10 protein-coding genes are annotated in these 15835 nt (G+C 48.8%); 9 read left to right on the forward strand and 1 reads right to left on the reverse strand.

The genetic code is table 11. From position 1 onward, the window contains the following. Positions 1 to 32: 32 nt before the first annotated feature. The 9 genes from A3849_RS22435 (at position 33) to A3849_RS22475 (ending at position 12820) form a co-directional block, all read left to right on the forward strand. Positions 33 to 1508, forward strand: a complete 1476-nt coding sequence (locus A3849_RS22435) for a protein adenylyltransferase SelO (protein WP_074113399.1) — start codon at positions 33 to 35, stop codon at positions 1506 to 1508. A gap of 38 nt (positions 1509 to 1546) precedes the next feature. Beyond that, complete coding sequence (locus A3849_RS22440; RefSeq protein WP_074113400.1) at positions 1547 to 2065, forward strand: DNA topology modulation protein; 519 nt, start codon at positions 1547 to 1549, stop codon at positions 2063 to 2065. A 170-nt stretch (positions 2066 to 2235) separates the two neighbouring features. Beyond that, complete coding sequence (locus A3849_RS22445; RefSeq protein WP_074113401.1) at positions 2236 to 3468, forward strand: NAD(P)/FAD-dependent oxidoreductase; 1233 nt, start codon at positions 2236 to 2238, stop codon at positions 3466 to 3468. 145 nt (positions 3469 to 3613) lie between these two features. After that, positions 3614 to 4087, forward strand: coding sequence for an NUDIX hydrolase (locus A3849_RS22450; protein ID WP_074113402.1), 474 nt, complete (start codon positions 3614 to 3616; stop codon positions 4085 to 4087). Between the two features lie 41 nt (positions 4088 to 4128). Further along, positions 4129 to 7299, forward strand: coding sequence for a GNAT family N-acetyltransferase (locus A3849_RS22455; RefSeq protein ID WP_074113403.1), 3171 nt, complete (start codon positions 4129 to 4131; stop codon positions 7297 to 7299). Continuing rightward, a complete protein-coding gene (locus A3849_RS22460; RefSeq protein WP_074113404.1) occupies positions 7286 to 8161 on the forward strand; it encodes an amidohydrolase family protein in 876 nt (291 codons plus the stop codon). The genes A3849_RS22455 and A3849_RS22460 overlap by 14 nt, the downstream gene beginning before the upstream one ends. Positions 8162 to 8253: 92 nt before the next feature. Continuing rightward, positions 8254 to 9810, forward strand: coding sequence for an ABC-F family ATP-binding cassette domain-containing protein (locus tag A3849_RS22465; protein WP_074113405.1), 1557 nt, complete (start codon positions 8254 to 8256; stop codon positions 9808 to 9810). 249 nt (positions 9811 to 10059) lie between these two features. Then, complete coding sequence (locus A3849_RS22470) at positions 10060 to 11181, forward strand: PTS transporter subunit EIIC (RefSeq protein WP_074113406.1); 1122 nt, start codon at positions 10060 to 10062, stop codon at positions 11179 to 11181. Between the two features lie 247 nt (positions 11182 to 11428). Further along, positions 11429 to 12820: an ADP-ribosylglycohydrolase family protein gene (locus A3849_RS22475; RefSeq protein ID WP_074113407.1), complete on the forward strand. Its 1392-nt coding sequence runs from the start codon at positions 11429 to 11431 to the stop codon at positions 12818 to 12820. A gap of 123 nt (positions 12821 to 12943) precedes the next feature. Here the strand turns inward: A3849_RS22475 and A3849_RS22480 are convergent, their stop codons facing one another. After that, complete coding sequence (locus tag A3849_RS22480) at positions 12944 to 15532, reverse strand: glycosyl hydrolase (RefSeq protein WP_074113408.1); 2589 nt, start codon at positions 15530 to 15532, stop codon at positions 12944 to 12946. Positions 15533 to 15835 lie beyond the last annotated feature (303 nt).

Genomic DNA, 15835 nt, shown 5'->3' on the forward strand with positions numbered 1-15835 from the left:
GAATTACGCCTACAAGAAAACAAGGAGGCACTATGACGGAGAAAAAAGAAAGTTCAGATCCCGGGTGGCACTTCGACAATAGTTACTCCAGTCTGCCGGAATCTTTGTTTACCTTACAGAAGCCGACACCTGTCCGCTTACCGGAGCTGGTTATTTTTAATGACCCGCTTGCTAACTCCTTAGGGTTAAATATCCAGGCTCTGCGCAGCAATGACGGGACAGCTGTTCTCGCAGGCAATAAGGTTCCAGATAGTGCCGAACCTCTTGCGCAAGCTTATGCAGGACATCAATTCGGTCATTTCAACATGCTGGGAGACGGCCGGGCAGTGCTCCTTGGTGAACAGATTAACCCGCTCGGTGTGCGAGTAGATATTCAGCTTAAGGGATCAGGCAGAACCCCCTACTCCAGAGGAGGCGATGGCCGGGCGGCGCTCGGCCCGATGCTGCGCGAATACATCATCAGCGAAGCCATGCATGCGCTTGGTATTCCTACGACCCGCAGTTTGGCGGTTGTCTCAACCGGTGAGTCCTTATTCCGGGAAACCGAGCAGCCGGGTGCCATTTTGACCCGTGTGGCTGCCAGTCATTTGCGCGTCGGGACCTTTCAATTCGTTGCCGCAAGGGGCAACACGGAGGAGCTGCGGGCTCTGGCAGATTACACCTTGCAAAGACATTATCCGGATGCGGATGCGGAAGGGAACCGTTATCTGATCCTGCTTCAGGAGGTGATCCAACGTCAGGCAGAGCTAATTGCCAAATGGCAGCTTGCAGGTTTTATTCATGGGGTAATGAACACCGACAACATGGCTCTTAGCGGAGAAACTATTGATTATGGCCCATGCGCCTTCCTGGACGTTTATGACCCTGCAACCGTATTTAGTTCCATTGATCTTCAGGGCCGCTATTCCTATCGTAATCAGCCCCGTATTGCCGCTTGGAATCTTGCGAGGTTTGCAGAAACCCTTCTCCCGCTGCTGCATGACAACCAATCGGAGGCTATTCAAATGGCAGAGGCTTCCATTGCTGATTTTTCTGTAAGGTATGACCGGATTTGGGTGGCGGGAATGAGAGCGAAGCTCGGAATCTTTAACGAAGAACAAGAGGATATCCATCTTATAGAAGAACTCCTCCGTATGATGCAAAATTATCGTTCGGACTACACAAATACTTTTCGTGCCTTAACTTTGGGGAAGCCGGAAGATACAGTCTTGTCTGGCACGGAGGAATTTGCCCTGTGGCATAAGCTCTGGCAGGAAAGACTTGGAAGACAAGCCGAAACCCCGGCTTCCTCGCAGCAGCTGATGCGCAGCAGCAATCCTGCGGTCATTCCACGTAATCACAGAGTGGAAGAAGCGCTGGAAGCTGCGGTGAAACAAAAAAACTACAGTGTTATGGAGCAGCTCCTGAAGGTACTTTCAGACCCGTATGCCTACTCTGACGAACAGACGGATTACTCGACATTGCCGGAGGAAACTGCGCGTCCCTATCGAACCTTTTGCGGAACCTGATTTGCTGGCCCTTAGTTTATTTCATGAAAGGAGAAACTGTGGAAAGGATACTGGTTATTGGCTCGGGAGGATCGGGGAAATCGACACTTTCCCGGAAGCTTGGCGGTATTCTTAAGCTTCCGGTTATCCATTTGGACACCTATTTTTGGAATGCGAACTGGGTCCCCAAAGAAAATGCAGAATGGGATCAGATCGTAGAGCGCTTCACTAACGAAGATCAATGGATCATTGACGGCAACTATTCCAGGACGATGGACGGCAGAATAAAGAGAGCAGATTTGATTATTTTTTTGGACATGCCCAGAGTTCTATGTATGTACCGGATATTTAAACGGCGAATCATGTACCACAACAAGACCAGGCCTGATATGAACGAAGAGTGCCCGGAAAAGATAGATTGGGAATTTGTAAAGTGGGTTTGGAATTACCGGTCAAGAAGCCGAAAGAACACGATAAAGAAACTGGAACATATCCAGAAACCACAACAAGTCATTACTTTGAGAAAAAGACAACAAGTGGATGAATTCATCAAGTCGCTGCAAGAGAACCCAAATTAATTGCTTCAACAGGAATTGAGTCAGCGGAAGACCCCTACATTCTAGAGGTAAACGCATCCCACTTGCTCTATATCGGCAGAAAAAAATAGCTTCAGCCTGCAGTAAACCGTATGAATCCTAACAACCGGGTAATAATAAATTCCAGTCTGTTACTTGCAGGGGGGAATTCCATGAACTTACAATCGGGAACTTATTATTGGCCGACCACCTTTCCAGATGCTCCGTCCTACCCTACATTGAAGGGGAATGTTACTTGTGACGTGGTGATTATCGGCGGAGGAAGCTCCGCAGCGCAATGTGCATACTACTTAGCCGACAGAGGCCTACAAGTCACTGTTTTGGAAAAAGGGACCATAGGCAGCGGAAGCACGAGTACGAACACCGCTATCATTCAATATTCGGGCGAAAAAATGTTCACGGCCCTGGCCCACACCTTCGGGGAAGCATATGTCGGGCGGCATCTGAAACTGCTTAAGGAGGCGATCGATGAGATCGAAGCAGCTTCACGGCATGTTGATATCGATTGTGAATTTCGCCGGAGAGATACGCTTTATTCCGCTAGCTGTCACGAGGATGTAGATCGTTTAAGGAATGAGTATGCTTTTATCAAGCGGCATGGCATAGAATTGGACTTTTGGACACAAGAGGACATTGAAGCGAAATACCCGTTCAGCCGAGAAGCCGCGATCTACTCCTACAATGATGGTGAGTTGAATCCTTACAAGTTCACCCATGCTTTGTTTCAGTATGCGGGGCAACAGGGAGTCGCTGTTTATGAGCACACGGAGATGAATGGCCACCGTTACGACCGGGAACAGCAGCGCATGATGATCTACACGAAAACCGGGTATGAGGTGAGCGCCAGATATGTCATTTTTGCAGCAGGCTACGAAAATATGGATATCCGAAAAGAAAAGCAAGCCTCTTTCGTGAGTACCTATACTGTCACCACTGAGAAAGTAAAGGACTTCTCCTCCTGGTATAACCGGACCCTGCTCTGGGAGACAGCACGCCCCTATATATACATCCGCAGCACCGCCGATAACCGGATTATCATTGGTGGTCTCGATGACAACACCACATTACCAGAGGAACGGGACAGCAAGCTGATGCACAAGAAGGATAAGCTGATCGAAGATTTTAATCAAATGTTTCCCGGCATCAAGGTAGAACCTGCCTTCTATTCCACGGCATTTTACGGCGGGATCGTGGACGGTATGCCTATCGTCGGGAAATACGATGAATTTCCGAACAGCTACTTTCTGCTCGCTTACGGTGACAACGGAACAGTCTACAGCCAACTGCTGTCCAAGATTATCGTACAAGAAATCGTCGAAGGAGATAGTCCTGACCTGGAGCTGTATTTGCAGGACCGGCCGCTCCTCAAGCGTTCGTTCATTTGAATCCACAGTTAGAAGCTTCTGCCAGAGGTTGGCGGAGGCTTTTTTTCATTGAATTATTTTTAGTAATCGTAATATTCTTCCATTTAATAGTATAATTAACGCTGGACGAAGTATGGACAAAATGAATGAAGGAAGGAGTTGTGAAATGGAGGTTTCTCCGAAGCATACTGTGACCGCTGCTGTGGTTGTGATTAATGATCGTAACGAAATACTGCTAAAATACGGACCGAAGCGTGGATGGGAAATCCCGGGAGGCAGAGTTGAAGAGGGGGAATCACTGTCAACTGCAGCTGTGCGGGAAACGAAAGAAGAGACAGGCATGGATATCGAAATCATTAAATTTTGTGGTTTTTTTCAGAATGTTAAGGAATCCGTTTGTAACACCTTATTTATGGGAAGACCCATCGGTGGAGAGTTTAGTATATCGGCTGAAAGCTTAGAGATTAGGTATTATTCTATTGAAGAGGCACTTGAAAAGATAACCTGGAAGAGTTTCAGAGAACAAATTGAATATTGTTTACATTATGAAGAGCAATTTTTAGTCGAATATAATAACCGGAATTATAAGAAAAAATATATTGCGGCGATATTGAGGAAGGTCCGGATTTCATATAGATAATCATAGAGTTGCACTATCAAATGAGATAAGGGGATATGAGCATGACAACCAATATAACTGCTGAACCCATTCGTATTGTTGAATATGATCCTTCTTACGCCGGAGCGCTCGCTGACATGTGGAACCGCAGCAACGAAAATTGGGGCGGGGGCACCAATCTCAGAACAGAGGACAGCATTCGCCGGAAAATGGAGATTTCGTCCAATCTGCATGCTTTTCTTGCCGTCGATGGCGAGGAGGTTGTGGGTTTCTGCAGCTTCGCCCATTACCAGCAAGATGAAGGCGCTTTGTATGTACCGCTGCTGAATGTGAGGCCCGATTATCACGGACGTAAGGTCGGCCGCAATCTGATTTTGAACGCTGTCCGCAAGACCGTTGAAGCGGGCTGGCCACGGCTGGATCTGTTCACCTGGGCGGGCAATACCAAGGCTGTGCCCATGTATAAGAAATGCGGGTTCTTCTGGGAAAAAAATGATGATTACGTTCACTTGATGAACTTCATTCCAACGATATTACAAACGGAAGCGCTCACACCGTATTTCGAGGAGCTTGACTGGTACGCAGACAGCACCCGTGAACTCGTGATCGAACCGGATGGCCGCCATAAGCACGGCTTCGATTTCCTGGACTATACGTGGCGTAAGGGAGAACTGGCCTTGCGGGCAGAATTTGAGACGACCGGCCGCGGGCTGACCGCTCTCGATACGCCAGATTATGCGATCTCAACAGAGATCGAAGAGCATAACCTCGTATTTGGTTCTGCTTACAAGGTCCGCTACCGAATCGAAAACCGCTTGGCAACCGAGCTTTCAATAGAAATCAAGGGGCAGAGCGACAAGAATATCCGGTTTGCCCTGGATATCGCCCGAACGATTGCTCCAGGAGAAGCGGTAATCGTGGAGGGGGATTTCCAGCTCGACCCGATCCTGGAGGAGCAGAATAACAAGAAGACCCATCCTGTTGTCAAGAGCACTTGGATGATCGGTGGCAGACGGGCCGAGTTCCGTATGGGTATCGCTCCGGAATTCCCGGTCAAGATGCAGATGGTACTGCCAACCAGAGAACTGCATCCGGGTATTCCGGCCGAGCTGTATCTGAATGTGGAGAACAATTTCACCTCACCAGCGGAGTTCACTTTTGACTGGCCTGAGGATGAAATCGTGGAATGGGCTGAACGTTCGGTCCGCATCACCATTCCGGCTAAAGGCAAAACCTCTATTCGGGTACCCTTCACCTTGCAATCATACGGTCTGTACTCTCGCGAGGTTCAGGTCACAGCGGTTCCGGTAAACGGCAAGCCAGTTATCTTTACAAGCAAGCTGTCCGTACTAATGAAGGGAACAGAGGGGCGTTACGGAGGACAGAACGGGGAGCAATGGGTCGCTGTGAACGGTGCATTTTCGGTTCATCTTCACAAGCTAAGTAATAACATGTGGATCGAATATCCGGGCTCCCGCCACAACTTTTGGTGGAACTATCCCAAGCTTGGGAAGCCGTTTGCGGAAGAATTCTCGAAGAAGCAAGCTACAGAAGTGAAGATCTATCCGGAAGGAGAGAGTCAGGTTCTGGAAGCCCTGTACGAGTCGGAGAACTTTTCCGGTCTGCAACTGAAATCCGTAACCAAGCTGTTTCCAAGCGGGATCACCGAATTTCATTATGAAGTAATGAATAGCAGCAGCATTGAGCTGGAGGAGAACGTATATCTGCTGACAAACTTCGGTTTCTTCGGCAATCGGCTCATTCTGCCGTATCAGGGCCGTTATGTCGATATGGGCGAGGCGTACGCTGGCAGTCCGGATCATTGGGACAGCGCTCAGATCACGGAGAACTGGCTGTTCAACAAGGAAGAGAACGTGGCTTGCGGAATCTGCTGGGACCCTTCTTTGAAGCTGCTTCGCTCGGAATATCCGCTCGGATTAGAGCATGATCTCGGCCGAATCGCTCCCGGAGCAGCAGTGATAACGAAGCCGACGATATTTGCGCTGAACACCTTCGCTAACTGGTCGGATTTCCGTTCCTTCGCCCGTAAATGTCCGGCCCCGGTTATTCCAGTGTTGGATAATCATCTCGAACTTATGCTTGGAGGCGGTAATCCGTTCAAGTCTCCGGTACTTCATGCGGAGCTGATCGAACGAAAGCTGCTTCCGCTTGCCGGGGAATTCGAGCTTTATGTCCAAGGTGATGGGGAAGAAGAGCAAAGAATCGCGAGTGTTGTGCTTCGCCCAGAGCAGAAGCTGCATTCTGCAAATGTGGACTTCACTCCCGAGGACAAGAGGATTCAGGGAACCGGAGAATCCACTTGGAAAGTGCGTGCCGTCTATCGCGGTGAAGATCGGATTCAGGAACGCTCAGCAGTGTGGTTCTCTCAGACGGATGAGAGTGTCAGACGTGAAACTCAGGAGGGGACGGCCGGGACAATATATTCAGTGAGCAACGGTGTCCTCTCTATTGAGGCTGACCCCGGATTCGGCAGTGTTGTGCATTCCTTGAAGCACCAGGGTGAAGAATGGCTGGATAGCTCGTATCCGGTACCGGCTCCGCGTTCCTGGTGGAATCCCTGGTATGGCGGTCTAGGCGTACATATTCCCGGAATGAATGGCTTTAGCCGGCAACAGGAGCCAAGACATGCGGCATGGGCGGAATGTACGGATGATCAAGGCAACGTCTGGACAGGACTGAGTCTAACCACCCGGATCGAGCAGCATAAAATATATCGGGGAATGTCGGTCAAGCAGTTTTACCTCATGCTGCCTGGTGTTCCAGTCCTATGTATGCTGCATTCGGTCACCAATGAGAGTGGTATGATGCTGCCTGAGTATAAGTTGCAAGAGTCTCATTTCTTCCGGCCTTCACCATCGTTCAACGAAGGCTGGGTCGAAGTTCCCGGAGAAGGACGATTCCTCACCGGGAACCTGGAAACCGGGCTTCATGCCAAGGGGCTGCTGCGGATTGGCGCTGATACCCGCCTCAATATGCTGCATGCAGTGAATAACTATCCTAATACAAATGCCTCAGCCTATGTGAACAACAAGGTAATGGAGTATGGTGCGGAACATCAGCTTGTACTTTTGAACGGGGAGACTGCCATAACACAGCCGACCTTTCTGATCCTGGGAGGAATAGAGCTGAATTCAAGGGATATCCAGAGCCTGCTTAAGCTGAAGTTCGCCAGCCCGGCCGCCGAAAAGGAGACCTTACATGCCAATCATTGATATTCATATCCATCTCTCCGATATCGAGAGCTTTCATCAGACAGCAACAGATCTGTCGAAGGTTGATTACACTACCGCAGGCCTTAAGGCGGAGTTTGACAAAAACAATGTCATTCTCGGTATTGGAATGGGTGTGACAGAGCAGACCAAGGGCGCTTTTCCCGATTCCAATTCACCTAATCCGATGGGTCTTGATCTGGAAGAGAGTGTCCCGCCATTTCTGATGGAATGCGTCGGCATCAATCCGAATCTGCTCACCGGGAAGCAAGCCCGGCAGGAGCTGGACCGGATCGAAGCACGGCTGCAAGCGCCGGAGGTGGCGGGGATCAAGTTGTATGCCGGGTATTACCATCACTATGTCTACGACAACATCTACACACCCGTATATGAACTGGCTGCGAGGTACGGCGTTCCTGTGGTCATTCATACCGGTGATACCTATTCGATGAATGGATTGCTGAAGTATTCGCATCCGCTTACCGTAGACGAATTAGCCTATCAGCAGCGCGGGGTGAACTTCATGATCTGTCATTTGGGTGATCCCTGGGTAATGGATGCGGCCGAAGTGGTGGCCAAGAACCCGAATGTTTATGCGGATTTGTCTGGTCTTGTCGTCGGTGACCGGCCTCATTTTGAACGGTTCATGGATGAACCGCTATTCATGGACCATTTCCGCAGGGCGTTGGTGTACTCAGATCACTACGAGAAAATGCTCTTCGGAACCGACTGGCCACTCGCACCGATCGGCTTGTATGCTGAGTTTGTCCGCCGGCTTGTACCCGAGCAGCACCATGAGAAGGTGTTTTATCAGAATGCCATGGGGCTGTTCCCGCGTATTCAGCGGCGGATAGCGGAGCTGTGAAATTGTAATTTTTTAAAACCTGTCTGGAGTTGTGCCGCTTTAGCCTTTATAATATGACAAGAGTACAGTATAAAGGAAAAGGTGTTTATTACATGAGCATATTAAATGTAGAAAAGCTGAGTCACGGATTCGGCGATCGCGCGATTTTCACCGATGTATCATTCCGTCTGCTAAAGGGCGAACATATCGGACTGATCGGTGCGAATGGTGAAGGTAAATCCACCTTCATGAACATCATCACAGGTAAGCTTCAGCCGGACGAAGGTAAGGTCGAATGGGCAAAACGTATGCGGGCCGGCTATCTGGACCAGCACGCGGTACTGACGAAGGGACAATCGATTCGTGATGTTTTGCGGGGTGCCTTTCAATATCTCTTTGACATGGAACAAGAGATGAATGACATGTACGGCAGAATGGGCGAGGTGTCTCCTGAGGAATTGGAGCAGATGCTGGAGGATGTCGGAACGATTCAGGACACACTGACAAGCCAGGATTTCTATATGATCGATGCCAAGGTGGATGAAACCGCCCGCGGGTTGGGACTGACGGATATCGGTCTGGATAAGGACGTCCATGATCTCAGCGGCGGTCAACGGACCAAGGTTCTGCTGGCCAAGCTGCTGCTGGAGAAGCCGGACATTCTGCTGCTGGACGAACCTACGAACTATCTCGACGAGCAGCACATTGTATGGCTGAAGCGGTATTTGCAGGAATACGAGAATGCTTTCATTTTGATTTCGCATGACATTCCGTTCCTCAACAGTGTAATCAACCTGATCTATCATATGGAGAACCAGTCACTGACGCGTTATGTGGGCGACTACGAATATTTCCAGCAGGTGTATGAGGCGAAGAAATCGCAGCTTGAATCTGCGTTTAAACGCCAGCAGCAGGAGATCGCGGATCTGAAGGACTTCGTTGCCCGGAACAAAGCCAGTGTGGCTACACGGAATATGGCGATGTCCCGGCAGAAAAAGCTGGATAAGATGGACGTTATCGAACTCGCCAGAGAAAAACCGAAACCGCAGTTCAACTTCAAGGATGCGCGCACTTCCGGCAAGCTTATTTTCGAAACCAAGGAGCTCGTGATCGGATACGATTCTCCGTTATCGAGACCTCTGAATCTCCAAATGGAACGCGGTCAAAAAATCGCGCTCGTCGGCGCGAACGGAATCGGTAAAACGACATTGCTGCGCAGTATTCTCGGCCAGATCCCGGCGATTTCAGGTTCGGCCAGACTCGGCGATCTGCTGGAAATCGGCTATTTCGAGCAGGAGATCAAGGGAACGAACTACAACACCTGTATTGAAGAGATTTGGACGGAGTTCCCGTCATACACCCAGTTCGAAATACGGGCGGCTCTTGCCAAATGCGGTCTGACAACCAATCATATCGAGAGCAAGATCGCGGTCTTAAGCGGTGGTGAGAAAGCCAAAGTCCGTTTGTGCAAGCTGATTAACCGCGAGACCAATCTGCTGGTACTGGACGAACCGACCAACCATCTTGACGTAGATGCGAAGGAAGAGCTGCAGCGTGCGCTCAAAGCCTATAAAGGCAGCATTTTGCTGATATCGCATGAACCCGAATTCTATCGCGATATTGTGACAGAAACGTGGAACTGCGAATCTTGGACGACAAAAGTATTTTAAAACAACCTGCAGGAATGCGGGGTTGACTGGTGACCCGTAAGATGGAAGCTTTGAAAAAAGTGACCCTCTTGCGGGTCATTTGTATTGGAAGTATAGATGCCGTATCTCTGAAATCCGGCTTTAGCTTGTATGAAATACACTAATTATTAGGGTGCCTCACCCGCAGACCACTATGCTATAGTAGACGTCGAAAGAATGGCTGAAATCAAGTGTCGGCCGTATATCACGATAAGGACGCAGGGGGATCATATGGAAGTACATAATCAGGCAACATCTGTGCAGCACTCCAAAAAGAGCGCGGTTAATATCATAATTGACGGCATCTCTGGAATTTTTCTTCCGATTGTTAATATTCTGAGTGCAGCAGGTATTATGAAAGGATTATTGGCAGGCGCTGCGGCGCTGGAGCTGATCAGTAAAACGGAAGGCACGTATACAGTGTTGAACGCGATGGCGGACAGTCTATTCTACTATCTTCCCATTCTTCTGGCGTATACGGCAGCCCGGAAATTCGGGGCGAATCCGTTTACCGCTGTTGTGGTCGCCGGGGTGTTACTTTACCCGAGTCTGACCACACAGTTTGCAGGCCATGAGACGATACAGTTTTTTGGCATGGGAATTACCTCTGTCAACTATCCGGCGAGTGCCATTCCCATAATTCTCGCAGTTGGCTTGCTGGTCTATGTCGAACGAATATGTATTAAAGTGTTGCCTGAGATCATTCGTGAGTTCTTTACACCTTTGATCTCTATTGTTGTGGTATCCTCCGTGACGCTGCTGGTGTTCGGACCGATGGGCACACTTGCCGGGGATGCGCTCGCCAAAGGGTACAGCTTTGTATATAATCTCAGTCCGGTAGGAGCGGGAATGGTTCTGGGTGCAATCATTCAGCCGATGGTCATCTTCGGCCTGCACTGGAGTCTAGTGCCGCTCGCAATCAATAATATCAGCCTGAATGGTTCGGATACCCTCTTGGCTCTGATGGGCCCGGCCTCCTTTGCACAGGCAGGAGCGGCGCTCGCGGTATTCTTCAAAGCCAAAGATAAAAAGTTCAAAACCTTAAGCTTGTCCGCCTCCATTTCGGCCTTGTTCGGAGTCACCGAGCCCGCGATGTTCGGCGTGAATCTGCCCTTGCGCAAGCCGATGGTCATTGTCTGCTGTGCCGGAGCCGTCGGCGGCGGAATGGCCGGGATGTTCGGATCGTCCGCGATCTCCTTCGCTTTTGCGGGACTGCCGACTTTACCTGCTTACCTGGGGGACGGGTTCGGCGGTTTCCTGATCGCCTGTGCGACTGGATTCACGATCGCTCTGATTGCAACGCTGCTGATAAGACTGGAAACTGAGCCTGGAATGGATGCAAGAGCAAAGTAGATGACAGAAGAAATAGTGAGTATCCCTCCGGGTTCATCTAACGAATATAGAGTATTAGATTTATTTTACAATGAGACGGACCTGAAAATGTGCAGCTTATCCTGAAATTCTGGGGCAGGAGAGCTTAATGCCTTTCTCGAATAATTCTTGATAGAACGATTTAGAATGTTCTTCTATCATTTGACACATTGAGGTAAGTTGTCAAAGAAATAAGAATAAATTCTAATTTGGACAAAGGAGATGCAGCATGCTACCATCACTCACATTTCTTAAACGTCAATTGGAGGGGGTTCTCCGCAATAAATTCGCGCAGGGGCATCAAACTTCGGGTTATTTAGCCAAGCTGGAACAGCTTCCTGCAAGCTATGATGCTTATCTAGAATTCGCTCAGAGCTTGGCTGCCATTCCAATGCGGGATAATTGGTCTTACTATGAGCCGGATGATTTAGAGGAGATATGGCGGGAATGCGATCCGGCCCGACCTCTTGGACAGGTCGGAATCCTGAATATGAAGGACAGCTCCAAGCGTGTAGAGGCGGGATTCCTTGCTTCCGTCTGCGGCTCCATGCTGGGCAAACCGATCGAGGTAAACCCCAGCTTGTCGGAATTACGTCAAGCGCTTACTTCCGTAGGGGAATGGCCACTGAACGATTACATTTCTGATGATATCCTCCATGCATTGAATCGTCGTCATTGGTCCTGGTATGAGACGACCCGGGGGCGAATTCAATATGTAGCACCTGACGATGATATCAACTACACCTTAATGGGGATGCTTGTGCTGGAGCAATTCGGCAAGGGTTTTACGAAAAGAAATATAAGAGATTTATGGATAAATCATCTTCCGATAAGTACAACTTGGGGTCCGGAGAGATCCATCCTGATTCAATCGGGGATTAGTTATTTGGAGCATGACAGGGAAATATTCAATCACTCTGAAATAGAGGCTTGGCCCGATCTTTTGGTACAGGATACGGAACTATGCGGGGCAGCGATTCGCGCAGATGCTTACGGCTATGCCTGTCCCGGTCAACCCGCGCTTGCGGCTGAGCTAGCTTGGCGGGATGCAAGTTTTACACATCGCCGGACCGGTATTTACTCCACGATGTTCATTGCTGCTGCGATTGCTGTCGCACATGTGCTGCGCGATCCTGTCGAAATCATCAGTACTGCACTGCAATTCGTACCGAGAAGGAGTCGATTCTATGAGATTACTAAGGATTGCTTGCAGATGGTAGCGAATGCAGATAACTGGCTGGAAGCCTATCAGAGCATTAACGATAAGTATACGAATTATTCCCACTGTCAGGTTTATCAGGAAATAGGCACTTTAATAAATACATTTCGATTTGCAGAACATGCAGGTGACGGGATATGCAAGCAGGTGATGCAAGGCAACGATACGGACAGCTTTGGGGCAACAGCTGGCTCTCTGCTCGGGGTTTATTTTGGTTCTGATGGCTTAGATTCAAGATGGCTTGAGCCTTTCCAGGACCGGATTCATACGGGGTTATCTAATTTTCATGAGCAAAAGCTTTCCCGTTTGGCCGAGCGGATGGGGCGTTTGCCAGAACTGCTGCACACCGGTCAGCATCGAATTCAACCCAGCGAGCTCTATGTGAACGAGAACACGGATTGAGGCCTATGAATTTGATTTCATCATAAAAATGTATGAGAAATCAGTTAATTCTCATTTTTGTCTAACATAACAAAAAAGGGCTGGAGCAGGGTGAAACCCCGATCCAACCCTTTTTTTGCCTCCTTACGGTTCAATCCCCCAGACAAGTTGCCCGTTCATATACCCGGTAACCTGTTCATTGTTTACGAACTGACTGCTGGATGCCCTGAACGAGTAATCGTTAGCCTGGTTGTAATTGGACCAGTTGGTTTTGGAGAACCGTGCTTGAATCTCTGCACTCTGGCCGGGATTAAGCGTTCCCGCCGAACTCGTAAAGCCAATCTCCAGAACATGATCGGCTCCGGCAACCGGAGTCGCCAGTTTAACGAATTTGCTGGTAACATTCGCCCCCCCGATACTGGCCCAGTCGCACCAGAAACTCTGATCGTTGTCCCCGTCAATGGTATAGTAATACCGGAGCTTGACATCACCAAGCTGAATTGCTGAATCACCGGTATTGACTACTTTGAATTTGGGTGAAATTCCGTTGGTAGAAGCACTCGTATTGCCGTTATAGCTCTGGATCGTCAAGTCTCCCGAGGGTACAGGAACACTGCTGTCCACTACATTTACAGTAAGAACGGCATTATTTCCTCCGTTGAAATGAAAGGTTATCGTATTTTGGCCCAGCGGCAGTGTGGAAAGATAAGATTTGCGCAGAATGGCAGCAGTGCTAGATACCGTATAATCCTGATCCGGTATAAGCGAATAATTTCCATTCGTTATATTTGTAAGCTGGTGTCCGTTTAAGGTAAGGGATACGGAAATATCCTGCGCTAGATTCGCCGCTTTATCAAATGCCGCATTTACGGGTGAAATCACAGCGCCCGGTGTGGAATCGACAATTTTGACTTTTAATACAGGATCTTGACCTTGGTTAAAATCAAAGATGATCGAATGCTCGCCAACCGGCAGCCCACCCAGGAAGGTTTTTTTTAGCAGCAGTGTAGTTCCGTTCAAGGTATAGTCCTGATTCACGGTCAATGCACTTCCACCTGCCCGGAGAGCGGTTAATGTATTGCCGTTAGCATTCACGGTTATAGCTTTGTCGTTCTGAGACGGCGCATATTTGTCAAATTCAACGTTTGCAGGTGTAATAGACGCGCTTGGAGTGGGATCATCCACCTTAAGATCGGGCAGCTCATCCAGCGTGATTACATAATTACTTTGATACAGTGTTTTCAGAGTAGCCGGATAATTAAAAGCAGTACTCATGAGATGCTCACCATACCACGGTAGGAAATAGAGCCATCCTGACTTTTCCTCTGTCAGGTTCTTCACACTCGGTACGGTATCATTCTCCGTCATCGCGACCATTTTCTTGCCGCCGGTCAAGTCAACAAGCTTATAGAAAATCGAGGTAATGGCATCCTCATTGGGTACGCCGGATAAACCGTCATTGCGGTTGTAGATCGTATTGTATTTATCATAACCGACCATATCCACCTGATCATCGCCGGGATACCATGCGGGAGAAGTGCTATACACATAGCTGTTATAGGTCCAGATCAAGTTGTGCAAGCCGTATGTCTCCGTAAGTTCGGTGTAGAGCAAGTTCCACAGCTGTTTATACACGTCCGCGCCTGCCGAAGCCCACCAGAACCACGCGCCTTCGCCATTCAACCCACCGTTGCCCTCTGCCTCATGAAAGGGACGGAAGATAACCGGCACCTTGTTATTCTGCAGAATCTGCAGCTGTTCCGCGAGATCCTGGATAGCCATCATTAGGTATTGATATTCTTTGGTACCTGGGATTACCGCATTGGCTGTCTTGAAATTGGTTTCTGTCGGTTTGTAGGTGGCTTCCTTCCAATCCACGGGCTGTCCTAGCTGATAGCTGGTGAAATTACGCGGCACCGTGATATGCCAGCTGTTCGTCGCAATCCCTCCCCGGTTATTCACCCAATCGATCATACGGGCAGTTGTACCTTCCTCCCAGCCGTACAGCGGATTATAGTTCATTAGATCAAAGCCGCGGATGGCCGGATACTTTCCGGTTAGATTATGGATCCAATCGAACTCGAGCTCAGAGTTGCCGTCATTTCCACCTCCATAAATCTCTTGCTGGCCGGAGATCATATGTTTGCCGTAAACCTCTGTTAAATAATTCATCAAAGCCTGCGTTTCCGGTGTAGCCTTAGGGTCGGTAAGGACAGGCTGCACATCCAAAGGATCAAGAACAGCAACATCGATCGTAAAGGTGTCAAAATAAGCAAATCCCCAGCCGGCCTTTATTTGGATGGTGTTATTACCTTGGTTCAATTTTTGAAAGCCAAAATCGAAATTCGACCACGTAGTTGTATAGGGTAGCATATACGAACCTTTGGTAACGCCGTTAACACTTAAAGATTGAAGCCTTCCGTCTGGACTGAGCTCCTGCATGTATCGGGTCCGGATGGAATACATACCGGTTTCAGGGACCGCCACGGTGAAGGTTAATGTACCGGAGTTCTGCATCCAGACAAATCCGCTTCCAGAGTATCCGGGCTTAGGCTGTCCATAAATTTGCGTCACCACTTGCAGGTCAGAGCTAAGCTGTGCATTCTCACTTTCAATCGTGAATAGTGCGGGGGTGGTGGTAGTGTCTGCATGAACGGGGGCTACTGTCACCCATCCAAGCATTAGAGTCATTGCCAGCATCAGTACACTTGCCTTTTTGAGCCAAGTTTTCATTGTCATCTTCCTTTCCATGTGGAATATGATGAATACCTGTTCAATCTACCGATTCATGATGGCGATTTCATAGAAAACATAGCATATACATCAATAATTGTAAATATATGGGGAATAAAAGTTTTGGACTCGTTTTTACAATCTAGCAAAAAGAGCCGTATGTACCTCGTCCGGTGGTGGAGGCTGAGGCGGGAAAGTGAGTTGAAACGACTAAGCAGGAATATTGTTGTAAACAAAGCTAAGTGAAAGAGAACACTCTTCTCCCGTTTGGCTTTTTTCATTGAATAAGTGTTAGTGATTATA

Source organism: Paenibacillus sp. P46E (assembly GCF_001909095.1).
Classification (GTDB): Bacteria; Bacillota; Bacilli; order Paenibacillales; family Paenibacillaceae; genus Paenibacillus_AQ; species Paenibacillus_AQ helianthi.